This window comes from Winogradskyella litorisediminis (genome assembly GCF_042675765.1).
In the GTDB taxonomy this organism is placed as follows: domain Bacteria; phylum Bacteroidota; class Bacteroidia; order Flavobacteriales; family Flavobacteriaceae; genus Winogradskyella; species Winogradskyella litorisediminis.
Genome location: NZ_JBHTJL010000009.1, coordinates 380,890 through 406,335 on the forward strand (window position 1 = coordinate 380,890; position 25,446 = coordinate 406,335).

Genomic DNA, 25,446 nt, shown 5'->3' on the forward strand with positions numbered 1-25,446 from the left:
GATAATTTATACAATTTAAAAACTAAATATATCAAACTAAGAAACCTACCAAATCCTCAACCTTAGAAATGAGCTGAATTTTAATTTGTGTATTTTTAAGACTTATCTTATTGTATTTTGAAACAAATATGGTCGAGAAACCTAATTTTTCAGCTTCTAAAATTCGTTGTTCTACGCGTTGCACTGGTCTTACTTCGCCAGACAAACCGACTTCTGCGGCAAAACAATAATCGCTTTGCAAGGCTTCATCTTCATTAGATGATAAAATTGACGCAACAACCGCCAAATCTATTGCTGGGTCATCGACAGAAATGCCACCAGTAATATTTAAAAACACATCTTTTGCGCCTAGCTTAAAACCTGCACGTTTCTCTAAAACAGCCAATAACATATTTAAACGTTTGGCATTAAAACCTGTGGCACTTCGTTGTGGTGTTCCGTAAACTGCAGTGCTTACCAAAGCTTGAACTTCAATCATCAAAGGTCGCATACCTTCTAAAGTTGCAGCGATGGCATTACCAGATAATTCGCCATCTTTTTCTGAAATTAAAACTTCTGAAGGATTACTGACTTCTCGTAACCCAGAACCTTGCATTTCATAAATTCCCAACTCGTTTGTTGAGCCAAAACGGTTTTTATTGGCGCGTAATATTCTAAAAACATGATTGCGATCACCTTCAAACTGAAGTACTGTATCTACCATGTGTTCTAAAATTTTTGGTCCTGCAATGTTTCCATCTTTGGTAATATGACCAATCAGCAAAACTGGCGTTGTGGTTTCCTTAGCGAATTTTATAAGTTCAGTTGTACATTCTTTAATTTGAGAAATGCTTCCGGCAGAAGACTCAATATAATCGCTATGCAAAGTCTGTATAGAATCTACAACTACAATATCTGGCTCTAAAGCTTCAATTTGTTTGAAAATATTTTGAGTTTTTGTTTCTGTAAGAATATAACAATTTTCACTATTTGGCTGAATACGTTCTGCACGCATTTTTATTTGTTTCTGACTTTCTTCACCCGAAACATAAAGCGTTTTGTATGGTAACTTTAATGCAATTTGAAGCAATAAGGTACTTTTTCCAATACCAGGTTCGCCACCTAAAAGTGTTAAGCTTCCTGGCACCATTCCGCCACCAAGTACACGATTAAATTCAGTATCTAACATATTTAAACGCGCATCAGCAGAACCATCAATTTCTTTAATTCTCAAGGGTTTCGCGACACGTTTTGAAGCTGAAATCGACGGCGATTTCCAATCGTTTTTTTCTGGTTTTTGAATGACTTCTTCAACAATAGTATTCCATTGTTTACAAGCAGTACATTGTCCTTGCCATTTGCTATATTGACTGCCACAACTCTGACAGAAAAAAGTTGTTTTTACTTTTGCCTTTGCCATATTTTAATATCCAAAATCGCGTTTAATGGCTTCGGCTTTTTCTAACATAAAATCTGGTGTAATACCACCAATTTCTTCCATGTTGTATGCTGATTGAAAAGTTTTCATGGCCTTTTTAGATTCGCCAATATTTTCTTGATACAAGCCTAAATAATATTTTGGCAACACTGTATCTGGATAATTGTCTTTTGCCAGTTTTGATAAATCTTCGAAATAATCCCATTGGGCTTTCTTTTTAATGGCAGCTTCAATAGCTCTAAAATCGTTCATTAAAATTTGCTTTTCTATACCAAACATGGTTTTAATTTCATCGTATTTCTGTTTTAGGTATTCAACAGGCGACGTCGTTAATTTTAAAATAGATTCTTTGTATTCGGTTTTACTAATCGGCTGAAAAATGAAGAAAATAGATTCAATTGCCTTTGGTAATGCATGCGCTGGCATCGCATAGTGCGAAGGTCCTTCAATTTTATTATAAGTGTATAGAAAGTTATCGTTATTAACGGCACTAAGTGTATTATTTAATTGTGCAGTACCTTCCATAATTTGCTTAATATCAGCATCCGAAACTGCTAAATAATAAAAGATTTTCTGCTCCATTGTTTTTAAGCGCTCACCTAAATATTTTGAAATATCCATTGATAAATCTGGACTTACAGCTATATACGCGTTAAAAACTGGTGTTTCTCTAACCAAAAAATAATTGATGAAATTGGCAGTTTCGCCATGACCTACAATGGCTCTAAAGGGTTCGGTTTTGTAATTTTTTTCTACAAATGGAATCAATTCTTTACCAACGAATTCAAAAAACTCAGCTCCACTTTCAATTGGTAGTGAATTTTGTTCAGAATACATTAAATCGTCTGCGCGTGTTTCAACTTGATTGATACCAACCACGATAGCTTCTGGCATATCTTCCCAATAGGCGTAATAATCTACGTTTCCCGCAACGGGTTCAAATAAATAGTCGCCATCTAAAATATAAATTACGGGATATGCTTTTTTGTCATCGGCATCATAACCTCTTGGAAGTAGAACTTTAAGTTCGCGTTCTTGACCTAAAATTTCGGAAGAAATAGATTCGTATTTCGCTTGAGAAAAGCCAAAAAATGAAATGGAAATTAAAAATAAAAAGACCTTTAGCTTAGTCATTGGTTGTTACGTTTTGGTTGCTAAGGCAAGGTAAACAATATTTCTATTATTTGGCAGTCTTGTTGTAAATAGGAAGATAAATCAGAGACAAGCCGCCAAGTAAAATTATCATTAAGGTTTGCGATGCCCACATGATCCAACCAAAGGCACGACTTGGGTCTTCGGCTAAAGCAAAAATCCCAAATGCTAAAACGACTGCTTCTGGAAACGAACCTATACCGCCGTTTGTGGCAGCAATACTAAAACTCGCTAAAATGAACCCTATTAAAATTGCTGCAAGCGGAACTTCACCCAATTGAGGTATAGCAAAACTTGTAACGTAAAACATCGCCACATACATCACCCAAATAAAAATCGTATGAAAAATGAATGGCCACTTTTTCTTCATCTTGAATATACTCAGCGCACCTTCAATTAAACCCAAAACAAAATTTTTCACTTTTAAGGCAAATTTCGATTGGCTCTTTTTAATAAATATGAATAAAGTCACAACTAAAACAATTCCTGCTAAAGTCACAAAAACTAAAGTCTGAAGATTAAATTTTTCAGAAAAATAATTGAATATAAATTCGAACTCCAAAAATAAAGTTATCGCGATTATTAGAAGCAACATCAATGTATCTGCAATACGTTCTGCCACAATGGTACCAAATGTTTTTTCGAAAGGAATTTTCTCGTAATTAGTTAAAATTGAAGCTCGCGCCACTTCGCCTGCTCGTGGAATTGTAAAGTTGATGAGATACGCCGCATAAACCGACATAAAACTATTAGCAAATTTTGGTTTAAAACCCAAAGGCTCTGCCATAAACAACCAACGGTAAGCTCTAGAAATGTGGCTTAATGTACCAAGTAGAGTTCCTAGAATTATCCAACCGTAATCAGATGCTTTAAGATACTCAAATATTTCTGAAATTGAAATTTTTGACAACGAGTACAATACCAAAACGACACCCAAAATTAATGGTATTGTAATTTTGAGAATAGCACCTGTTTTTTTCAAAAAAAATCTATTTTAAAAGGTTGTTCTCCTCGTTAGGAAAAACTAATGATGGTTTGAAGGTTTTAGCTTCTTCAATATCCATAAAAGCGTAAGTAATTAAAATTAAAACATCACCTGGAGCAACCAAACGTGCAGCTGCACCGTTGAGTGTAATTTCGCCACTGTTTCTCGGTCCAGGAATAGCATAAGTATCGAGGCGTGCGCCGTTATTGTTGTTTACAATTTGCACTTTTTCGCCTTGAATAATATTTGCCGCGTCCATTAAGTCTTCGTCAATGGTAATACTGCCAATGTAATTAAGGTCTGCACCTGTAACTTTTACGCGGTGAATTTTAGATTTTACAACTTGAATTTGCATTCTACAAAAGTAATTAATTTAGTTCGATATTATCTATAAGTCTAATATCATCTGCATACGCGGCAATGAATGCGCGATATGATTTTTTTGTTGATTTTCGTTTAACTGGCTTTAGAGTGTCAACATCTGCTATTAAAAAATATTCTAGCTCTAAAAGAGCTTGTTTTTTAAATTGCTTTGATACCCATTCCGTTACTGCTTTAGCACTTTTTGTGCCAAACTTTTGTTTGGCTTCTTTAAGTGTTTTGTATATAAAAGGAGCTGCTTTTCTGTACTCAGGTTTTAGCCTTTCGTTACGAGAACTCATAGCTAAGCCATCATCTGCTCTAAAGATTGGACATCCTATAATTTTGGTTGGTAGCGCATTAAGTTCTACTAGCTTTTTTACAATTTGTAATTGCTGAAAATCTTTTTGCCCAAAATAAGCGAAATCTGGTCTTACAATTTCTAACAATCGTTTAACTATGGTTCCTACACCATCAAAATGTCCTGGTCTAAAGGCACCTTCCATTTCATGTTCTAATCCATCAAATGTAAATTGCTCTGACACTGTATTTCCCTCATAAATATCTTCTACGCTTGGCGCATATATTATGATTTTAGTATTCGAAACAGTCTTCAACAACTTGGCATCTCTCTCTAATGTTCGTGGATATTTCTCTAAATCTTCAGCATTGTTAAACTGCGTAGGATTTACAAAAATACTGACAACAACCACATCGGCGTCTTCTAATCCAAATTCAACAAGTGATAAATGCCCGTTGTGCAACGCACCCATTGTTGGAACAAAGCCGATAGTGTTATCAGAAGCTCTTAGGCTATCTAAATGTTTTATTAATTCGGTTTTTTTATGAAATGTTTTCAAATGCTGTAACATAAGTTTAACGCGTGCAAACTTAAGATTTTACTAGCAAATCGCATAAATTTTTGTAATTTTGCATGTTTTTTACTTTGAATTTCTAAATCAATCACTTTTATGAAAGATAAACGAATATTATATGTGTCCTCTGAGGTAGTTCCTTATTTACCAGAAACCGAAATATCTTCAATGTCCTTTGAAGCACCACGAATGGTAAACAAACAAGGCGGACAGATACGAATATTTATGCCACGATTTGGAAATATTAATGAGCGTAGACATCAATTACATGAAGTTATTCGCCTTTCGGGAATAAATTTAGTGATTAATGATATGGATATGCCTTTAATTATCAAAGTAGCTTCTATCCCAAAAGAACGCATTCAGGTTTATTTTATTGATAATGAAGAGTATTTTAAACGTAAAGCTACGTTAACAGACGAAAACGGAAAATTATTTTCTGATAATGATGAGCGTGCTATATTCTTTGCTAAAGGTGTTATAGAAACCGTGAAGAAATTAAATTGGGCTCCAGATATTATTCATGTTAATGGCTGGCTAGCTTCATTACTACCTCTTTATTTAAAAGAATTTTACAAAACCGAACCTTTATTTACAGAAAGTAAAATTGTGACTTCAGTATACAATCAAAACTTTGAAGGAACGTTAGATAAAGACATGGTAAAGAAAGTTGCTTTTGACGGGCTTGATGCTGAGGCAATAAAACCATTAAGTGAGCCAAACTACATTAATTTAATGAAAGTTGCTATAGACAACTCTGATGCTATAATAAAAGGATCTGAAGACTTAATGGAAGAGTTAGACAGTTACATCGATAATGCCGATAAACCTGTTCTAGGATATCATTCTCCAGAAGAATTTGCAGAACCTTATCAAGATTTTTACACCAACCGTGTAATATAATTATTGAAATTACCTATGAAATTGAAAAAAATTGCTTTAAGAAATTTTGCAATACTATCTGCTATTGCATTAGGATTTGTTGCTTGTGATGATGACTTCACAACCCTAAATTCTGATATTATAAATGATGAAACGGCTACAAATTTTAATGCTACATCAGAACGTTATGACGTTATAAGCTATACTGATGTATTAGAACCTGTGCAGACTAGTGGTTTGGGTTTAAACTTACTTGGTTTATACGATGACCCAACTTATGGACGCACCATTGCTAGTTTGGTAACTCAAGTTAATTCTGGATTAGTTAATCCAACTTTTGGAAGCAATGCTGTATTAGATTCAGTAGTTTTTACAATTCCTTTTTTTAGCACCGTAACAGGAGTTTCAGAAGCGGATGGCATTGAATATGAGTTAGATTCTGTTATATCAACTTCTAATTCAATAAAACCAATTAAGTTAAGTATTTTTGAGAATTCCTATTTTTTAAGAGATTTTGACCCTAATTTAGATTTCAATTTTTCACAGATATTTTTTTCTAATAAATCGGCTTCAGAAAACGAACTAATTAGTGCTTCTCAACTAGAAGCTGTTCCTATTGCTGTGATTGACCCTTTAGAAATTTCAAATGAAGAAATTGTTTTAACAGAAGAAGGAGAAACCTCAACTAATGTTACCCAACGTTTATCTCCTAGAATAAGAAAAGTATGGAATAGAAATACACCTGCTGATATAAATGTTATAGAATATTGGAATACAAAAATTTTAGCTCAAGAAGGAGAAACCGTTTTAAGTAATACAAATAACTTCAATGATTATTTTAGAGGTCTTTACTTTAAAGCTGAACCTATACAAGATGAAGGTTCTATGCTTTTATTAAATTTAAATTCTCAAGATGCTAACATAACTTTACATTACTCTTTTGATTCTCCTACCGTGGAAAATCAAAGAGATAAAGGAACTTATGTTTTAACCTTTAACCCTACAAGAGTCAATTTTTTCGAAAATGATTTTAATTCTACTTTTCCCCAACAAGACGGAGACGATATTAATGGAGATGAAAACCTATATCTTAAAGGTGGTGAAGGGTCATTAGCAACAATAAAATTATTTAATGGTGACCAACCTGACGATGATAATACAACAGATAATGCTTTTGAGACATGGAGAAAAGAATATGTAAATGTAGATGAAGACGGAGAATTTGTATCAGCAAAACGATTAGTTAATGAAGCTAATTTAATTTTTTACGTAAATCAAGATGAAATTGAAGTTGATGATAATGGTAATACACAAGAACCAAATAGATTATACTTATACAACAAAACTAATGGATTACCTTTAATTGATTACTCTCAAGATGCAGAAAACCAATCTTTGCCTGAATTATCTATTAGAAATCATTTAGGTATTTTAGAACGTGAAGAAACAACTGATAAGGGAATAAGATATAAGATGAGAATCACTTCACATATTAACAATATGTTACTAAATAATGCTGGAAATGTTGATTTAGGATTAGCTGTTTCACTTAATGTAAACTTAGAAGCATCACTTGGTCAATTTGGAGTCCAAACTAATGATGATGAATTTAAGAATGTCCCTGTCAGTAGTATTATATCTCCTCGAGGTACAGTTCTTTATGGAAATGCCACCACAGTAGATGACAAAAAATTAGTTTTAGAGATTTTTTATACAGAACCAGAATAACAATAATCCTCAATATTTTAAATTATGTGCGGAATCGTCGGATACATAGGCCACAGAGAAGCTTACCCTATAATACTAAAAGGATTACAGAGACTAGAATACAGAGGTTATGATAGTGCTGGTATTGCTTTATATGATGGTAAAAACATTAAACTCTCAAAAACTAAAGGAAAAGTAGCTGATTTACAAGAAAGACTTGAAAGAGAAATTTCAACGACTGGAAATTTAGGAATAGGACATACACGCTGGGCAACACATGGAATTCCTAATGATGTCAATTCTCATCCGCATTATTCAAACTCTGGAGACTTAGTAATTATTCATAATGGAATAATCGAAAATTATGAAGCCATAAAAACAGAGTTAATCAAAAGAGGTTATACTTTTAAATCTGATACTGATACAGAGGTTTTAATTAATTTAATTGAAGAGGTTAAAAATAAACAAAAGGTAAAGCTCGGTAAAGCTGTGCAATTAGCACTTAATGAAGTTATAGGAGCTTATGCAATTGCAGTTTTTGATAAAAATAAACCAAATGAAATTGTTGTTGCCAAACTAGGAAGCCCTTTAGCAATTGGTGTTGGTGACGATGAGTTTTTTATAGCAAGTGATGCTTCTCCCTTTATAGAATTTACTAAAAATGCTATTTACTTAGACGATGAGGAAATGGCTGTAGTAAGACTTGGAAAAAAAATTAAAATACGTAAAATTAAAGATGATACTCTTGTAAATCCTTTAATGCAAGAACTTAAATTTAATTTAGAACAAATTGAAAAAGGTGGCTACGAACATTTTATGCTAAAAGAAATTTACGAGCAACCTAATGCTATTACAGACACATACCGTGGACGGTTGCTTGCAAAGGAGGGAATTGTGCGTATGTCTGGCGTAGAAAATCACAAAGAAAAATTTCTCAACGCTAATCGCATAATAATAGTAGCCTGCGGAACCTCATGGCACGCTGGCTTAGTTGCTGAGTATATTTTTGAAGACATTGCAAGAATTCCTGTAGAAGTTGAATATGCTTCAGAATTCAGATATAGAAATCCTGTTATAACAGAAAAAGATGTAGTTATAGCCATTTCCCAATCTGGTGAAACCGCAGATACATTAGCAGCCATAAAATTAGCTAAACAACACGGTGCTTTTGTTTTTGGAGTTTGCAACGTTGTAGGGTCAAGTATAGCAAGAGAAACTCATGCTGGTGCTTACACACATGCGGGTCCAGAAATTGGAGTAGCCTCAACCAAAGCTTTTACAACTCAAATAACTGTACTTACATTAATTGCACTTAAGTTAGCTAAAGAAAAAGGTTCAATTTCAAAATCAGATTTTCATTATCATTTAGAGCAACTAGAGTTAATTCCTGAAAAAGTTGCAAAAGCTTTAAAAGCAGATGACCATATAAAAGAAGTTGCAAAGACATACATGAATGCTACCAATTGTCTTTATTTAGGTAGAGGATATAATTTTCCAGTAGCATTAGAAGGTGCTTTAAAGCTAAAAGAGATTTCATACATACATGCTGAAGGATATCCTGCAGCAGAAATGAAGCACGGACCAATTGCACTTATCGATGAACAAATGCCTGTTTTTGTCATTGCAACAAAAAAAGGGCATTATGAAAAAGTAGTAAGCAATATTCAAGAAATAAAATCTAGGAAAGGTAAAATTATTGCTATTGTTACAGAAGGTGATGTTGATGTAAAAAAATTAGCAGATCATATTATAGAGGTACCTGAAACTTTAGAATCATTATCTCCATTATTAACAACCATACCGCTTCAACTTTTATCATATCATATTGCTGTTCTTTTGAACAAAAATGTTGACCAGCCAAGAAACTTGGCAAAATCAGTTACCGTAGAGTAACTATTTTAAAACCTAAGATTAACAAATCCATAAAAAAACAATGTTTTTTTATGGATTTGTTGGTTTAAAGCGCTTTCAATTATTAAAACTTGTTATGCGTGCATACTTTTTTAAGATTTTCCTAACAAGTTTTCATATATTTAGTTAAATTGGCACACTAATAAATTAACTAATTTTTAAACATGAAGACAACCTTTAAGCTTTTTGTAATGCTTTTTTCTGTAATTTCTTTTGCTCAAACTACAGTAAAAGGAACTGTTACTGATAATACTGGTCAGCCCTTGCCAGGAGCAAATATCATAATTGAAGGGACAACTACAGGAACAAGTACTGATTTTGACGGCAAGTACACACTTTCAACCGACAAAGTTCCTCCATTTAAACTTATTATTTCGTACACAGGATTTGAAAATCAAACTATCGAAGTGACTTCTAACAATCAAACTGTAGATGTTCAATTGGTAGAAGGTAACGAACTCGATGAAGTTGTAATTTCAGCTTCAAGAACACCTGAAAGAATTTTTGAATCTCCTGTTACTGTAGAGCGTTTTGGCACAAAAGAGATAAAGAATACACCATCTTCAGATTTCTATGCTGGTCTAGAAAACCTTAAAGGTGTAGATATCAACACAAACAGTTTAACATTTAAATCTATTAATACAAGAGGTTTTGCAAGTTTTGCAAATACACGTTTTATGCAGTTAGTAGATGGAATGGATAACTCTGCACCTGCACTTAACTTCCCGCTAGGAAACTTGCTTGGTATGGTAGAAACAGATGTAAATAGTGTAGAACTTTTACCTGGTGCAGCTTCAGCCTTATATGGTGCAAATGCATTTAATGGTATCTTATTTATGAGAAGTAAAAGTCCTTTTGATAACCAAGGTATTAGTGCTTACTTAAAAAGAGGTATTACATCACAAGAAGCTGCTGGAGATAACGATTATACTGATTTTGGTATAAGAATGGCATACAAGTTCAGTGAAAAATTTGCTGCAAAGGTTAATTTTGGTTACTTAAAAGGAACTGATTGGGCTGCAACAAATACTGAAGATAGATTTAATAGAGGTCTTACACGAGCTGCTACTGATTACGACGGAATCAATGTTTATGGTGACGAAGTTTCAACTAACATTAGAGATGCTTCAAATTTAGGAATTATTCCAGATGTTGAAGTAAGTAGAACAGGTTACAATGAAATTGATTTAACCAACTATAATGCAGAAAGCATCAAAGCAGATTGGGGATTATATTTCCGTCCATGGGCTAACGATTTTGAAATTCAATATGTTGGTAAAGTAGGTTCTGGTAATACTATATATCAAGGAGCAAACCGTTATAATATCAAAAATTTCTTCTTACAACAGCACAAAATTGAAGTTAGAAATGACAACTTTTTTGTAAGAGGTTATGTTACTGAAGATAAAGCAGGTGACTCTTATGACATGGTATTTACAGGAATAAATATTAACCGTGCATGGAAAAGCGATGCAGATTGGTTTGGAGATTATATTGCTACGTATGCAGGTATTGAACTTTCTGGTAACCCACAAGGTCTTACAGACCAACAGAAACACGATGCGGCTAGAGCTGCTGCAGATACTGGCCGTTTCTTACCAGGAACTCCAGAATTTCAAAATGCATTTAATCAAAGTATCAACAATCCAGATTTAAGTACTGGTTCAAAATTTCAAGATAATTCTAAGATATATCATGCAGATGCTAATTATAATTTCTCTCACCTTTGGGATGTTGCAGAAGTTCAAGTTGGTGCTTCTTACAGAAGATATAGATTAAATTCATTCGGGACAATATATACTGATTTTGATGCGCCTATTAACTATTCAGAAGTTGGTTTTTATACTCAAATTCAAAAAGGTTTAGAGTTAAACGAGAATATGGAATTAAAACTTACAGGTTCTCTACGTTATGACAAGTCAGAATTATTTGATGGTTTCTTTTCTCCAAGAATTTCTGCCGGATTAACAGTTAATGAAAATCATAATTTCAGAGCATCTTTTCAAACTGGTTTTAGAAATCCAACAACACAAGATTTATATATTGGTTTAGATGTTGGTCGTGCCATTTTAATTGGTGGTGCTTTTGATAACCCAGAAAGATTTTCAAGAGACTATGCTGTAAGCGTAGATGGTCAAAACTTAGGTTTCCCTGGTACGATTACACAAACTGGTGCTAGTGCCTACAACAACTCATACTTTGCAAGTTCGGTTCAAGCTTTTGGAGACAGTACAAATCCTGCTGATTTAGAAATTGCGAACTCTAACCTTGCACAACCAGAACAAGTAAGTTCATTTGAAGTTGGTTACCGTGGTAAAGTAGACGGCTTTATTATCGATGCATCTGCATACTACAATGCTTATAAAGATTTCTTAGCAAATGAAACAGTGATTGCTCCATTATATGGTACTGTAGGAGATAACTCATTATCGCTAGCAGCTATTGCAAACGGTGATTTTCAAGCTTACCAAACATATACAAATTCAGATGCTGATATAAATTCTTATGGAGCTGCAATACAAGTTTCTAAGAAAATATTTAATGGTTTTGATTTAAGTGCTAACTATACTTATGCGAAATTAGATTTTGATGTAGATGCAAATCCAGATTTTAGAACAAACTTTAATACACCAGAGCATAAAGTAAAAGTTACTTTCGGTAAAACAGATTTATTTGAAAACTTTGGATTTAATGTTGCTTGGAGATGGTCTGACAATTATTTCTGGGAAGCATCATTTGGTGATGGTGAAGTACCAGCATTTAATGTTTTAGATGCTCAAATAAATTATACAATACCAAGTTTTAAATCTACATTTAAGTTAGGCGCTACTAACCTACTTCAAGATGAATACTTTACTGCTTTCGGAACTGGATTTATCGGTTCTCAGTACTATTTATCTTGGACAATTAACAACCTATAATAAAATTAACTATGAAAAATATTAAACATATAGCATTATCATTTCTTGCCTTAGGTTTTTTGGCATGCGAGAATGAAGTTCTAGAAGATTTAAGAAATAAAAACAACGAAGAAGCTGTAGAGCTAGAGACTTTCACAGCAGGTTCTGCTGATTTTTCTACTTATGTTTCATTAGGTAACTCACTAACTGCTGGATTTGCAGATGGTGCACTTTATAAGGTAGCGCAACAAAATTCAACACCAGCAATTATGGCACAGCAATTTGCGGCAGTTGCAAATGGAGGTTCGTTTACTCAACCTTTAATGAACGACAATGTTGGAGGACTATTAGCAGGTGGAAATCAGCTTCCTGGTTTTGGACCACGTTTAGTTTTTAACGGTTCTGGACCCGTTCCTTTAGAATCATTAGTTCCTAGTGCTGTTCCTACAACAGATGTAATTTTAAATAACCCTACTGGACCATTTAATAATTTAGGTGTTCCTGGTGCTAAAAGCTTTCATTTGCTAGCTCCTGGTTATGGTAATTTTTCGGGAGTTATATCTAATCCACCAACAGCTAATCCTTATTTTGTAAGAATGGCAAGTTCACCTGGAACAAGTATAATTGCTGATGCTGTTGCACAACAACCATCTTTCTTCTCTCTTTGGATAGGAAACAACGATGTTCTCGGATTTGCACTTTCTGGTGGTGATGGCTCTAACCCAATCACACCGATGGCTGGTCCTGCTGGAGTTGGTTTCCAAGCTTCATACCAAGCATTAGTTGCTACCATGGCTGGAAATGTCCCAGGTGTTCAAGGAATTTTAGCAAACATTCCTAATGTTACAGCTATACCACACTTTACAACTGTTCCTCATAATCCAGTGCCATTAGATGCCGCAACGGCTAGTTTAGTTAATCAAGCATATGCTCAATATAACGGAGGTCTTCAAGCAGCAGCTGCGAATAATATTATTACTGCTGCCGAATTAGAGGCTCGAACGATTTCATTCTCCGCTGCATCAGATAATGCCGTTGTAATTGTAGACGAAGATTTAACAGTAATTACATTACCAACTGGACCAGGGACATTTACAACGTTACCAAATATTAGACAAGCAACTTCAGATGATTTATTAGTTTTACCAGCGGCTTCATTCATCGGAACATTAGCTCAACCAGGCAATCCATTGTCAGTTAATGGTGTTGCAGTAGCTTTAGCAGACAGATGGGTTTTAACACCAGAAGAGCAAAGCGCTATTGCAGATGCTACTGCTCAATACAATGGTGTTATTGCATCCGTTGCTAGTGCAAATGGTTATGCACTATTAGATGCAAATTCTTTATTAGACCAATTAGCTTCAGCTGGAATAGAAACTAGTGGTCAAGTTTTAACTTCAGATTTAGTTACAGGTGGTGCGTTTTCATTAGATGGCGTGCACCCAACATCTAGAGGTTATGCATTAATTGCAAATGAAATGCTAAAAGCTATTGATGTAGCATACGGATCGAACTTCGAAGCTTCAGGAAATCTTGTAGACGTATCACAATATAATGTGGCGTATTCTCCTGGTTTACTACAATAGTAATCACAGATTTAATAATAAAAAGCACGCTTTAAATAAGCGTGCTTTTTTTATGCAAAAAACCTTAGAAAAAAAGTATTTATTTTTTAAATAAAAGGCTATCTTTGCAGCGCGAAAAACAGAGCTAATTCTTAAAATTTAATTCGCTTTGTTTTCATTTTTAAATTATTGCAAAATAAAAATAGATAAGTAATGTCAAAAGTTACAGGTAAAGTTGCACAAATTGTAGGTCCAGTAATCGATGTAGAATTCGGTGCTGGTGCAGAGCTTCCAAAGATTTATGATTCGTTAGAAATTAACAAATCAGATGGTTCAAAATTAGTACTCGAGGTACAATCTCACATTGGTGAAGATACTGTACGTACTATTGCTATGGATTCATCAGATGGTTTAAGTAGAGGAACAGAAGTTATTGCTACTGGTGCTCCTATTCAAATGCCTGTTGGCGGAGATGTTTACGGACGTTTATTTAATGTTATTGGTGATGCTATCGATGGTTTAGGTAATTTACCTAAAGCTGGTGATGCTGGTCTTCCTATCCACAGAAGTGCTCCAAAGTTTGAAGATTTATCAACTTCTACAGAAGTTTTATTTACAGGTATTAAAGTAATAGACCTTATTGAGCCTTATGCAAAAGGTGGTAAAATTGGATTATTTGGTGGTGCTGGTGTAGGTAAAACAGTATTAATTCAGGAGTTGATTAACAATATTGCAAAAGGGCACGGTGGACTTTCTGTATTTGCAGGTGTTGGTGAAAGAACACGTGAAGGAAACGATTTACTTCGTGAGATGTTAGAGTCTGGTATTATCAAATACGGTGATGACTTTATGCATTCTATGGAAGAAGGTGGTTGGGACCTTCAAAAAGTTGACAAAGAAGCTATGAAAGGTTCTAAAGCAACTTTCGTATTCGGACAAATGAATGAGCCTCCTGGAGCTCGTGCTCGTGTAGCACTTTCAGGATTAACTATAGCAGAATATTTTCGTGACGGTGCTGGAGATGGACAAGGAAAAGACGTACTTTTCTTCGTAGATAACATCTTCCGTTTTACACAAGCTGGTTCTGAGGTATCTGCACTTCTTGGTCGTATGCCATCTGCGGTAGGTTATCAACCTACTTTAGCAACAGAGATGGGTGCAATGCAAGAGCGTATTACTTCAACTAAAAAAGGTTCTATTACATCTGTACAAGCGGTATACGTACCTGCAGATGATTTAACTGACCCTGCACCAGCAACGACGTTTGCTCACTTAGATGCAACTACAGTATTATCACGTAAAATTGCTGAGCTTGGTATTTATCCAGCAGTAGACCCATTAGATTCTACATCTCGTATTTTAACTGCTGATATTTTAGGTAATGAGCACTACGACTGTGCACAAAGAGTTAAGGAGTTATTACAGCGTTATAAAGAATTACAAGATATTATCGCCATCCTTGGTATGGAGGAATTATCTGAAGAAGATAAAATGGCCGTAGGCCGTGCAAGACGTGTACAGCGTTTCTTGTCTCAGCCGTTCCACGTTGCAGAGCAATTTACAGGTATCCCTGGTGTATTAGTTGATATCAAAGAAACAATCAAAGGTTTTAACATGATTATGGATGGTAAATTAGACCATTTACCAGAAGCAGCATTTAACCTTAAAGGTTCTATTGAAGAAGCTATCGAAGCTGGAGAAAAAATGTTAGCCGAAGCGTAAAACTAGTAGTCGGTTAATAGTATCAGTTAGTATTTTGCTACTGAAGACTAAATACTGAATACTGAATACTTAAAAAACATGTATTTAGAAATTGTATCACCAGAAGCTACTTTATTTAGTGGAGAAGTAACAAGCGTTGCGGTTCCTGGTATTAATGGTGAGTTTGAAATGCTTAACAGCCACGCTCCTATTGTATCTATCTTAAAAGAAGGTCAAATAAAAATTAGTGGAACTGTTTCTTTAGATGAAGACGTTGAGAGTAAATTTACGAAACAAGATGGCAAAACCATGTTGGCTATCAACTCTGGAACTTTAGAAATTAACGATAATAAAATAATTATTCTTGCAGATTAAATTCTATGAAAGATTATTTACAAATAAAAAACGCGAAGCTTAAGCTTCGCGTTTTTTATTAATTTTTATTTTATACTTTTTTAATAACGTTGGTGACAATTCCCCAGATAACAAAATCGTTTTCTTCGGTAATTTTTATGATAGGATAACTAGGGTTTTCTGGCTGTAGCCAAACTTCATTACCCTGCTTACGTAAACGTTTTACTGTAAATTCTCCATCTAAAAAACAGACCGCTATTTTACCATTTTCTGGTTCTAAACTTCTATCAATGACCAACAAATCGTTATCATCAAGCCCTGCCCCAATCATAGACTGACCATTAACTCTAGCATAAAAAGTTGCTTCTTTATTTTTTATAAGCTGTTCATCTAAAGATAATTTTTCTTGAGTAAAATCTTCAGTTGGAGAAGGAAACCCTGCTGAAATCCCAGTATTAATAAATATAGAACCTAAACCATCAATTGGGTCGGGAACAAAAAAAGTAAGGTTTTTAGAATCATGAGTTATCATGCGTCATCAAAATATTTGGGTTAAAATATAAAGATACAAGAATTAATCTTCAATATACTCAAAAATATCACTCGGTTGGCAATCTAAAGCCTTACAAATGGCTTCTAAAGTAGAAAATCGCACGGCTTTAGCTTTACCAGATTTTAATATAGAAAGATTAGCTTCTGTGATGCCTATGATTTCGGCAAGTTCTTTGCTTTTCATGTTACGCTCTGAAAGTACGATATCTAAATTTACTTTTATAGACATGGCTCAAATGGTTAGGTCGTTTTCTTGCTGAATCTCGCCACCTTTGCTTAAAACTTTTGAGAACAGCAATAAAAATAATCCCATAATCATCAACATAATATACAAACTTTTAGAATCTATATTTAAATAGGCTTGGCTACTAAAATCATTTAGGATTATAAGATTAAGAATTTCAATTAAAGACGTTATAAAACCTACTATACCAGAAAATAGAAACAATTTTCCAGATTTTGAAAACCCCTTGATTAATTTCAAATTAAAAAAATCGCGTTTTATTAGATATTTAGATTTATTAATTAGCGCGTAAACACCAATAATAAAAGTTATTAGGGCAAAAGATTTAGCTATAAATATGAGTTTAATATTTATGGAAGCTTCAGTACCACTGTATATACCCGTGTTAAAAATATCAGAATTATAAAAAATTCCAATCGTAGATAAAATAATATTTCCCACGATGGCTATAACCAAAAGCAAAAACAAAACTAGAATTGGAGTTGTGAAATTTTTCATAAAATTATTGTTTAACAATAACAAATATATAAAAATTATTGAAAAACAATAATTTAATTTATAAAGTTTATTTTCATCTCAACAAGAAACGTATCTTTACTGTATGGAAGAAACCTTTATTACTATTGCTAAATTTCAATACACCACAGAAGCTCAAATCGTAAAAGGACGTCTTGAGGCTGATGGTATCGAAGTATTTTTGCGAGATAATTTTACAATTGATACCGACCCATTAGTTAGTAATGCTATTGGTGGTGTTAAACTAAAGGTTTTGGCAAAAGATAAGGATGCGGCGATGGAAATATTGCAATCTATAAAAGCGTATTCGTTAGATGATAACGGAAACCCAATAATTTGTCCTAATTGTGGTAAAAATCGTGTGCAGATGTTTAGCACAATTAACAATTTTAAATCGTTCTTTGCTTTTATAATAGGTTTTGTATTTGGCACATTACCTTTCAGTACTCGCTACCAATATAAGTGCGAAAATTGCAATACAACTTTCCCTATTAAAGATTAAGTACCAATTTATAAGCTTGCTTTAGCTTTTTTATAACAACTTCAATTTCGTCCTCGTTTAAGTGTCCAAATCCAAAACGTATGGCACATGTAGATTTATTTTGATACAAAATAATTTTAGGAAGATATACCTCTAGTTTTTCAGCTTCCTCAGCAAGTCTAATTAAAGAAATGGGCTCTTCAAATTGAAGCCAAATTGCTAAGCCGCCAGAAGGCATTTTCCACTTAATAATTCCTCCAAAATACTGCTCTAAAAAATGAGAAGTACAATCACGACGGCGTTTGTAAATAATGCTATTTTTCTTTTTTAACCTGTAAATTTCGCCTTCCGAAATCAATTCAGATAGCATTTGTTCTTGGATTAAATCGCCCTGCTGATCAAGCAATTGAAGATAGTTTTTAGCTTCTAAAATAAAATTTTCTGGTGCCACAATGAATCCGGTATGGAAACTTGGAAATAAAGATTGCCCTAATTTTCCCAAATAAATAACCATACCACTTGCATCGGCAGAAGCTATTGGTAGCATTGCAGAACCATGGTACTGAAAATCGTAATCAAAATCATCTTCTATAATTGCAAAGCCATAATCTTTTGCTAATTGGAGCAGCTGTAAACGTCTTTTTGCACTTAGAGTTACTGTAGTGGGATAATTTCTATTTGGGTTAACGTAAACACATCTTATACTTTTCTTCACAAAATGGGTTTTAATGTAATCAATATCTAATCCCTCGTTATCGATTGGTATAGTTTTTAGAGTTGCTCCGGCTTGCTGAAAAATCTTGTTAGACGCATAATTGCTTAGCTCACCAACCAATACAACATCTTTTGGCTCAATTAAAAGTTGTGAAACAATGTACAAGCTCATTTCTGCGCTTCGAGTGTTTATGGTATTTTTTGAAGAAATTTTAAATCCACGAGTAGCATTTAGATAATTACAAAGTTGTGTTTTAAACACTGATGCCGAACTTACACTTGATTTATTCCATTTATTTATAAGTGATTTTCGTTTCATTGCTGCAGCATACCATCTCGAAAATTGATGTGTTGGATGTAATCGTAAATCTGGCTTACCGTCATTTATAATATATTTTGAAGCGCTATTATCACTAGTTGATGCTAAATTAAAGGAGCTTTGAAATGGAAAACCTGAAACTTTGGGATAATGATATGCATCATTAACACTTTGTCCAGAAACTTTAATTTTTAAAGTCCTTTCATCTGGTATTAAAACAAAAGTACCTTTGTTTGCCACGATGTCAACCCAACCTTGAGATGCTAATTCATCATATATAGCAACAGCTGTATTACGATGTACATCTAAAATTTTGCTTAAAATTCGTGTGCCAGGCAACTTACTACCTTTTTCTAAATATCCTCGCTGAATGGCATTTATAATTTGTTGCGCCGCTTGAATGTATAAGGGTTGAATGCTCTTTTTATCAAAAGAAATCAATTGTTTTATAAGCGCTTTAACCGGACTATTCATTATTTTAAAACTGGACTAGTTTAATCGTCCGGAAAGTTACGACTTTTGCAATATTAATAAACAGACTTAAAATGAATACTAAATACAATTTTCTGCTTTTAATTTTAATTGCGTTTTTTCAAGCTAATGCTCAAGAACAAAACGAAGTAAAAACCGATTCTCTAGAAGAAGTTATCATAAACTCTACAAGACGTATCGATTTGCCTTTCAAAAAAAATTCTAGAACTATAAATATTATAACAAAAGCCGATATTAAAAACAGTGCTGCTGTAAATGTTGCAGATGTCTTGCAGCAAGTGGCTGGCGTAGATATTAGGCGTCGCGGAACTGGTGGTAGCCAAGCCGATTTATATATTCGTGGTGGTGGATTTGATCAAACTTTATTACTTATTGATGGCATAAAAATGGATGATGCACAAACAGGACATCATACCATGAATGCTGCTTTACCTTTAGAGGTCATAGAGCGTATTGAGATTGTAAAAGGTCCAGCTGCTCGTGTTTTTGGACAAAACGCATTTACTGGTGCTATTAATATTGTTACTAAAAAAAATCTTGAAAACAGTGCTTCTATAAATGTTGAAACTGGTTCGTTTGGACAATTAAACGGAAACGTTACTGCTGGAGTTTCGTTAGATAATTCATCACATATTATTCATGCTGGTCGTGTAACTTCTGCGGGTTATAGAAACAATTCAGATTATGACAACTCTAACTATTTTATAAAAAGCACCTTCAATGAAAATAAGCAACCTATACAAATGATTGCTACATTTTTGGAGCGCAAGTTTGGTGCCGAAAACTTTTACACTACAAACCCTTCGTTTAATGAATACGAGGAAACTCAAAATAGTTTAGTTGCATTTACGACAACATTTAAAAACGAAAAATTTAAAATTACGCCAAGAATCTATTGGAGACGTAACCAAGATATGTTTTTATTGAGACGTTTTGAACCTGCTTTTTTTAGAAACTTTCATGTTTCTAACAAAGTGGGCACAGAAGCTAATGCGGCTTATAAGTCCGATTTAGGAACTACTGGTTTTGGACTAGATTTAGCAAAAGTGTTTTTAAGAAGTAACAATTTAGGCGAAAGAAACCGTTTTATGGCAACAGCCTTTTTAGAACATCGTTTTAATTTATTAGATGGAAAACTAGACATTACACCAGGCGTTGCCGCCACTTATTTTTCAGATTTTAAATTTAATGCTTTCCCTGGTATTGATGTTGGTTTTTCTATTACAGATAATTTACGAGCTTACGGAAATGTTGGTTATACGTATAGAATTCCAACTTATACTGATTTATTTTATAGTGATCCTGCAACATCTGGAAATCCAGATTTGGAGCCTGAAGAAGCCTTTGCTCAAGAGATTGGTTTAAAATATTTTTCTTCAAAGTTTAGTGCTTCTGTGGCTGTGTTTAATCGTGATGCCGAAAATCTTATCGATTACATTAGGCCAAATACAACAACAGGCATTTTTACCGCTACAAATATTAGAGAAGTCAACACAAAAGGTGTCGAGGTTGATGCTGCTTATAATTTTAAAATAAAAGATTTTAACCAGACCTTGGCTTTTGGGTATTCGTATTTAGATGATAATATTATGGACCAAAACCCTGATTTATCGCGCTATTCTTTAAACACTCTGAGGCACCAGTATATTACCAGATTAAGTACACAAGTATTTAAAAACGTACGTCAGAATATTGTTTACAAATATGCCGAACGTACAACAGGCCAAACCTACAACGTTTGGGACGCTTCATTAATTGTTAAGCTAAAACAAACTGAATTTACAGTAACCGCAAGTAATATTTTTGATGCTGATTATATTGAAAGTGGTTTCGTACCAATGCCACCAAGTAATGTGTTATTTGGCTTACGATATACATTTAACTAAAAGATATTGTACAAAAAAAAGCCCGAAGGATAAATCATCTTTCGGGCTTTTTTCATTCGAACTTAAGCCATACATAGAATTTTGAATGAAAACTGTAACAATATCAAGACTTAGACTACATATATATTGAAAGTAACATAAGCCATCTCAATTCTTAAGGCTTATTAAAGTTTTGACTAACCATCGAAAAACTTCAGAAATTTTCCTTTTCAACAGGAAACGTGTGTCATTTTTTTTAATATGAAATACATTCTTTTTTTACCGATAAAAATTAGTCAGATTAACTTTTGTAATTAGCATTCAAAGAGTAACTTTCAGGATGCTTTTTAGTAACGCATCAAAAACTTGTAATTATGTTAGACTGGTTTTCAAATTTAGATTTTTTTCCTAAGCTCTATTGGTCAATTGCGCTTCTTGGGTCAATAATTTTTACCGTGGTAATGATTATGGCTTTTGCTGGTGGCGATGCAGATGACTTAGAAGATGTAGATACCGAGATTGAAAGCGATACGGGTATTGGATTTCAGTTTATAACATTTAAGAATCTCGTTGGCTTTTTTACAATTTTTGGTTGGAGTGGTATTGCTTGTATTGATGCTGGTTTATCAAAACCAACAACGCTTGTCATTTCATCTATTTGTGGATTACTGATGATGACTATTATGGCGGCATTATTCTATTTTATGGGTAAACTCACAGATAGTGGCACATTAAACTATAAAAATGCTATTGATGCTATAGGAGAAGTGTATTTAACTATTGGAGCAGATCGTTCTAATATTGGTAAAGTTACCATAAGAGTTCAAGGAACAACTAGAGAGTTAGAAGCAATGACAGACGCATTAACAGAGCTTAAAACTGGTACAATAATTAAGGTTGTTGATGTTACCGCAAACGGAATATTAATAGTGGATAAAACACGAAAACCTATTGAGGTCTCAAGTGTTGAGCATCAAGAATTACCAGAACAGAAAAAATTAAATTAATTACTAACCATACTAAATCTTAACTATATGAAATTATTAAACATTTTCCTTCAAGATAATATCATGGAAGGCATTGGTGGACCAATGGCACTTATTTTCATTGCTTTATTTGTTGTCCTTATCTTGATTGTATTAATTAAACGCTACAAACGTTGTCCATCAGATAGAATATTGGTGGTTTACGGTAAAGTTGGTGGCGGTCAATCAGCCAAATGTATACATGGTGGCGCGGCATTTATTATGCCTGTAATTCAGGATTACGAGTTCTTAGATTTAACACCGATTTCTATTGAGGTAAATCTTGTAAATGCGCTTTCAAAACAAAATATTCGTGTTAATGTACCATCGCGTTTTACTATTGGTATCTCCACAGAGCCAGGCGTTATGCAAAACGCAGCAGAACGACTTTTGGGTTTAGGTCAAAATGAAATTCAAGATTTAGCACAAGAAATTATTTTCGGTCAATTACGTTTGGTTGTGGCTTCAATGGATATTGAAGAAATTAATAACGACCGCGATAAGTTTTTAACTAACATTTCGCAGTCTGTTGAAACGGAATTGAAAAAAGTTGGTCTTAAACTCATCAACGTAAACATTACAGATATTGTTGACGAGTCTGGCTATATCGAAGCACTTGGTAAAGAAGCTGCGGCACACGCCATTAACGCAGCTCGTAAGTCGGTAGCAGAAAAAACTAGAGATGGTTCTATTGGTGAAGCAAATGCTGTACAAGATGAAAGAACTCAAGTCGCAGCAGCTAACGCACAAGCAGTTGAAGGTGAGAACACGGCAAAAATTGCAGTGGCAAACTCAGACTCATTGCGTCGCCAACGTGAAGCCGAAGCAGAGCGCGTGGCTATTGCATCAGAAAAAGTACAAGCAGCAAAAGCGTTACAAGAATCATATGCAGCAGAGCAAGAAGCAGAAACAGCAAGAGCTGAACGCGAGCGTTCTTCTCAAATGGCCGATGTTATTGTCCCAGCAGAAATTGACAAACGCAAAGTTGAAATTGATGCCGAAGCTGAAGCTGAGCGCATTAGAAGACGCGCAAAAGGTGAAGCAGATGCAATATTATTTAAGGCACAAGCCGAAGCAAAAGGTTTGTATGAGGTTTTAACCAAGCAGGCAGCTGGTCTAGATGAAATTGTAAAAGCAGCTGGCAACAACTCTAAAGATGCGGTACTGTTATTAATCGCGGACAAATTACCAGAATTGGTAAAAACACAAGCCGAAGCCATTAAAAACATAAAAATAGACAAAGTTACGGTTTGGGAAAACGGTGGCGGAAAAGACGGACAAACGTCCACTTCTAATTTTATTTCGGGCATGTATAAAGCGGTTCCGCCATTACAGGAAATGTTTAATATGGCAGGAATGGATTTACCAGAGTATTTAAAAGGTAAAGACAAAAAAGAGATTGAGGCAGAAGATGCTAAAATTGATAAGTCTGAAGACTAATTTTTATAGACCTGCAAGGTTTTAGAAATCTTGCAGGTCTTTTTTTAACCAATTCAATAACGAAATTATCAGTTTGCTACTTAGAGAAAAACCTTCAAAATTAAAGCTTATTTACGCTTGTGGTTCTTTAGTTATTGGTGTTATTTCATTAATTTCTGGGAAGTTAATTGGTCTTATGTTTTTAATAATTGGACTTTATTTTTTTAAGTCTGAAGGAATTGAGTTCAATTTTCAGAATAAAAAATTCAGAAACATAACAACCTGGATGGGATTTACATTTGGTAAATGGCAAATCCTACCAAAAATAGATTATATCTCAGTTTTTAAATCAGAAGAAAAAACTCGAGTTTGGGTCTCGACCGCGAGTACAGTAGTTTCAGACACTGTAATAAAAGTTAATTTATTTTACAATGGCAATCACAAAATAAAAGCTTACGAAACAAAATCAGTTGAAGATGCTTTTAAAAAAGCAAAAGAAATATCAAAGTTATTAAACATAGATATTTTGGACGCAACAAAAAGAGAATCGGAGTGGTGTTAAACCATTTCATCGCTTATTTGAGAATAATTATTTCAAATAAGCTTTGTTTTATTAAATTTGAATTTCAAACTAATATACATTGAAACTTAATCTTCAGGACATTCCTCGGGTAAAAACCATCACAAAAGAGGATTTTATAAAAAATTACTTTAAACCTCAAAAACCTGTGGTTATTGAGCGTTTTATTGAAGATTGGCCTGCATATAACAAATGGAGTTTAGACTACATGAAAGAGGTTGCGGGAGATGTAACCGTACCACTTTATGACAATAGACCTGTAGATTACAAAGATGGTTTTAATGAGGCACACGCCAAGATGAAAATGAGTGATTATGTAGATTTGCTTAAACGCGAACCCACAAAATACCGTATTTTTCTTTGGAATATTTTAAAAGAAGTACCTCAACTTCAAAAAGATTTTAGCTTCCCAGATTTTGGATTACGACTCATGAAAGGGTTACCAATGTTGTTTTTTGGCGGAAGAGATTCTTACACATTTATGCATTACGATATAGATTTGGCTAATATTTTTCATTTTCATTTTGAAGGTGAAAAGCAATGCATCTTATTCGACCAAAAGCAAAATAAGCATTTGTATAAAATTCCGCATTCATTGATTACCAGAGAAGATATTGATTTTGCCAATCCAGATTTTGAAAAATGGCCAGCGCTGAAAAATGCAAAAGGTTGGGTTTGCAATCTTAATCACGGCGAAGTGCTTTATATGCCTGAAGGTTATTGGCATTACATGCGTTACATTACACCTGGTTTTTCAATGAGTTTGCGAGCTATTGCAAGGAATCCTAAAAATCTTGGAAAAGCTATTTACAACGTTTTTATTATGCGAAGTTTCGATAATATAATGCGCAGAATCAAAGGTCAAAAATGGATAGATTGGAAAAATGAGCAGGCTATTTTACGAACACACAAAGCTTAGCACGTTAGTTCAGCAATTCGTTTAGTTTTTCGTAAACCAAATTAGATTCCCAACCGCGGTATAATAGATAATCTGCTACCTTTTTTTTCTTTTTGTAAAGATTAGTTTCTTTGACTTGGGCAATTCGTTTTACAGTCAGTTCGTCCAAAGTTTTATGATAGTCGTCTAAGTCAATTTCTAGCAAAGCAGAATCGATACTGTACTTAGAAATCTGTCTAAATTTTAACTCACGAACAATCCTATTTTTTCCCCACTTTTTTATTCGAAATTTCCCTCGTGCAAATGCCTTAGCAAACCGCTCTTCATTAAGGTAATTTTGCTCTATTAAATGCACTACAATTGTGTCAATTGCCTCGGGTATCATCCTCATTTTCACCAACTTCTCCTTTACGTCTTTATGACAACGTTCTTGATAAGCACAGTAATTTTCGAGTAGTTTTTGCGCTTCATCGACAGAATAGGTTTTTACAACGTTCATATTGCAAATATAGCCCCTAAAAGTTTTATTTTT

At 34.0% G+C, this 25,446-nt stretch carries 23 protein-coding genes; 13 read left to right on the forward strand and 10 right to left on the reverse strand.

Annotated elements, in window-relative coordinates; genetic code table 11:
• Window positions 1-31 precede the first annotated feature (31 nt).
• Genes radA through panC form a run of 5 tightly spaced genes read right to left on the reverse strand, consistent with a single transcriptional unit; the run spans window position 32 to window position 4,774 of the window.
• Complete coding sequence (gene radA / locus ACFQ1Q_RS04000; RefSeq protein WP_386128223.1) at window positions 32-1,399, reverse strand: DNA repair protein RadA; 1,368 nt, start codon at window positions 1,397-1,399, stop codon at window positions 32-34.
• A gap of 3 nt (window positions 1,400-1,402) precedes the next feature.
• Window positions 1,403-2,551: an alpha/beta hydrolase gene (locus ACFQ1Q_RS04005; protein ID WP_386128225.1), complete on the reverse strand. Its 1,149-nt coding sequence runs from the start codon at window positions 2,549-2,551 to the stop codon at window positions 1,403-1,405.
• A 46-nt stretch (window positions 2,552-2,597) separates the two neighbouring features.
• A complete protein-coding gene (locus ACFQ1Q_RS04010) occupies window positions 2,598-3,551 on the reverse strand; it encodes a lysylphosphatidylglycerol synthase transmembrane domain-containing protein (protein WP_386128227.1) in 954 nt (317 codons plus the stop codon).
• Window positions 3,552-3,558: 7 nt separating this feature from the next.
• The gene (gene panD, locus ACFQ1Q_RS04015; protein WP_386128230.1) at window positions 3,559-3,909 is read right to left on the reverse strand and encodes an aspartate 1-decarboxylase; all 351 of its coding nucleotides are present in this window, start codon (window positions 3,907-3,909) and stop codon (window positions 3,559-3,561) included.
• 13 nt (window positions 3,910-3,922) lie between these two features.
• Window positions 3,923-4,774, reverse strand: a complete 852-nt coding sequence (gene panC / locus ACFQ1Q_RS04020; protein WP_386128232.1) for a pantoate--beta-alanine ligase — start codon at window positions 4,772-4,774, stop codon at window positions 3,923-3,925.
• A 111-nt stretch (window positions 4,775-4,885) separates the two neighbouring features.
• Here panC and ACFQ1Q_RS04025 point away from each other — a divergent pair, with 111 nt between their 5' ends.
• The 7 genes from ACFQ1Q_RS04025 (at window position 4,886) to ACFQ1Q_RS04055 (ending at window position 15,830) form a co-directional block, all read left to right on the forward strand.
• Window positions 4,886-5,692, forward strand: coding sequence for a glycogen/starch synthase (locus ACFQ1Q_RS04025; RefSeq protein ID WP_386128234.1), 807 nt, complete (start codon window positions 4,886-4,888; stop codon window positions 5,690-5,692).
• 15 nt (window positions 5,693-5,707) lie between these two features.
• Window positions 5,708-7,399, forward strand: coding sequence for a DUF4270 domain-containing protein (locus tag ACFQ1Q_RS04030; protein WP_386128236.1), 1,692 nt, complete (start codon window positions 5,708-5,710; stop codon window positions 7,397-7,399).
• A 24-nt stretch (window positions 7,400-7,423) separates the two neighbouring features.
• Complete coding sequence (glmS, locus tag ACFQ1Q_RS04035; protein WP_386128237.1) at window positions 7,424-9,271, forward strand: glutamine--fructose-6-phosphate transaminase (isomerizing); 1,848 nt, start codon at window positions 7,424-7,426, stop codon at window positions 9,269-9,271.
• Between the two features lie 182 nt (window positions 9,272-9,453).
• Window positions 9,454-12,210, forward strand: coding sequence for a TonB-dependent receptor (locus ACFQ1Q_RS04040; RefSeq protein WP_386128239.1), 2,757 nt, complete (start codon window positions 9,454-9,456; stop codon window positions 12,208-12,210).
• Between the two features lie 11 nt (window positions 12,211-12,221).
• Window positions 12,222-13,775: a G-D-S-L family lipolytic protein gene (locus ACFQ1Q_RS04045; protein ID WP_386128241.1), complete on the forward strand. Its 1,554-nt coding sequence runs from the start codon at window positions 12,222-12,224 to the stop codon at window positions 13,773-13,775.
• Window positions 13,776-13,967: 192 nt separating this feature from the next.
• Window positions 13,968-15,476, forward strand: a complete 1,509-nt coding sequence (atpD, locus tag ACFQ1Q_RS04050; RefSeq protein ID WP_386128243.1) for a F0F1 ATP synthase subunit beta — start codon at window positions 13,968-13,970, stop codon at window positions 15,474-15,476.
• Between the two features lie 78 nt (window positions 15,477-15,554).
• Complete coding sequence (locus ACFQ1Q_RS04055; RefSeq protein WP_386128245.1) at window positions 15,555-15,830, forward strand: F0F1 ATP synthase subunit epsilon; 276 nt, start codon at window positions 15,555-15,557, stop codon at window positions 15,828-15,830.
• Between the two features lie 70 nt (window positions 15,831-15,900).
• Here ACFQ1Q_RS04055 and ACFQ1Q_RS04060 read toward each other — a convergent pair whose 3' ends face one another.
• Genes ACFQ1Q_RS04060 through ACFQ1Q_RS04070 form a run of 3 tightly spaced genes read right to left on the reverse strand, consistent with a single transcriptional unit; the run spans window position 15,901 to window position 17,103 of the window.
• Window positions 15,901-16,341: a LexA family protein gene (locus ACFQ1Q_RS04060; RefSeq protein WP_386128247.1), complete on the reverse strand. Its 441-nt coding sequence runs from the start codon at window positions 16,339-16,341 to the stop codon at window positions 15,901-15,903.
• 42 nt (window positions 16,342-16,383) lie between these two features.
• The gene (locus ACFQ1Q_RS04065) at window positions 16,384-16,590 is read right to left on the reverse strand and encodes a helix-turn-helix domain-containing protein (RefSeq protein WP_386128249.1); all 207 of its coding nucleotides are present in this window, start codon (window positions 16,588-16,590) and stop codon (window positions 16,384-16,386) included.
• A gap of 3 nt (window positions 16,591-16,593) precedes the next feature.
• Entirely contained in the window at window positions 16,594-17,103 is a 510-nt protein-coding gene (locus ACFQ1Q_RS04070; protein WP_386128251.1) for a DUF2975 domain-containing protein, read from the reverse strand.
• Between the two features lie 103 nt (window positions 17,104-17,206).
• Between ACFQ1Q_RS04070 and ACFQ1Q_RS04075 the strand changes: the two genes are divergently transcribed.
• Window positions 17,207-17,623 carry a putative signal transducing protein gene (locus ACFQ1Q_RS04075; protein ID WP_386128253.1) on the forward strand — a complete coding sequence of 139 codons (417 nt, stop codon included), beginning with the start codon at window positions 17,207-17,209 and terminating at the stop codon, window positions 17,621-17,623.
• On the opposite strand, the gene ACFQ1Q_RS04080 is transcribed toward ACFQ1Q_RS04075, so the two are convergent.
• Complete coding sequence (locus tag ACFQ1Q_RS04080; RefSeq protein ID WP_386128255.1) at window positions 17,613-19,109, reverse strand: aminotransferase-like domain-containing protein; 1,497 nt, start codon at window positions 19,107-19,109, stop codon at window positions 17,613-17,615. The two genes, ACFQ1Q_RS04075 and ACFQ1Q_RS04080, sit on opposite strands and share 11 nt — an antisense overlap.
• A 71-nt stretch (window positions 19,110-19,180) precedes the next feature.
• Here ACFQ1Q_RS04080 and ACFQ1Q_RS04085 point away from each other — a divergent pair, with 71 nt between their 5' ends.
• The 5 genes from ACFQ1Q_RS04085 to ACFQ1Q_RS04105 all read left to right on the forward strand — a co-directional run bounded on the left by ACFQ1Q_RS04085 (window position 19,181) and on the right by ACFQ1Q_RS04105 (window position 24,935).
• A complete protein-coding gene (locus tag ACFQ1Q_RS04085) occupies window positions 19,181-21,013 on the forward strand; it encodes a TonB-dependent receptor plug domain-containing protein (RefSeq protein WP_386128257.1) in 1,833 nt (610 codons plus the stop codon).
• 353 nt (window positions 21,014-21,366) lie between these two features.
• Window positions 21,367-21,999: a hypothetical protein gene (locus ACFQ1Q_RS04090; protein ID WP_386128259.1), complete on the forward strand. Its 633-nt coding sequence runs from the start codon at window positions 21,367-21,369 to the stop codon at window positions 21,997-21,999.
• Window positions 22,000-22,083: 84 nt separating this feature from the next.
• A complete protein-coding gene (locus ACFQ1Q_RS04095) occupies window positions 22,084-23,457 on the forward strand; it encodes a flotillin family protein (protein ID WP_386130149.1) in 1,374 nt (457 codons plus the stop codon).
• Between the two features lie 73 nt (window positions 23,458-23,530).
• On the forward strand, window positions 23,531-23,998 hold the full coding sequence (locus ACFQ1Q_RS04100; protein WP_386128261.1) for a hypothetical protein: 468 nt from the start codon (window positions 23,531-23,533) through the stop codon (window positions 23,996-23,998).
• Window positions 23,999-24,077: 79 nt separating this feature from the next.
• Window positions 24,078-24,935 (forward strand): cupin-like domain-containing protein, encoded by an 858-nt coding sequence (locus ACFQ1Q_RS04105; RefSeq protein WP_386128263.1) that lies wholly within the window; start codon window positions 24,078-24,080, stop codon window positions 24,933-24,935.
• 4 nt (window positions 24,936-24,939) lie between these two features.
• Here ACFQ1Q_RS04105 and ACFQ1Q_RS04110 read toward each other — a convergent pair whose 3' ends face one another.
• On the reverse strand, window positions 24,940-25,413 hold the full coding sequence (locus ACFQ1Q_RS04110) for a regulatory protein RecX (RefSeq protein ID WP_386128265.1): 474 nt from the start codon (window positions 25,411-25,413) through the stop codon (window positions 24,940-24,942).
• Between the last annotated feature and the right edge of the window lie 33 nt (window positions 25,414-25,446).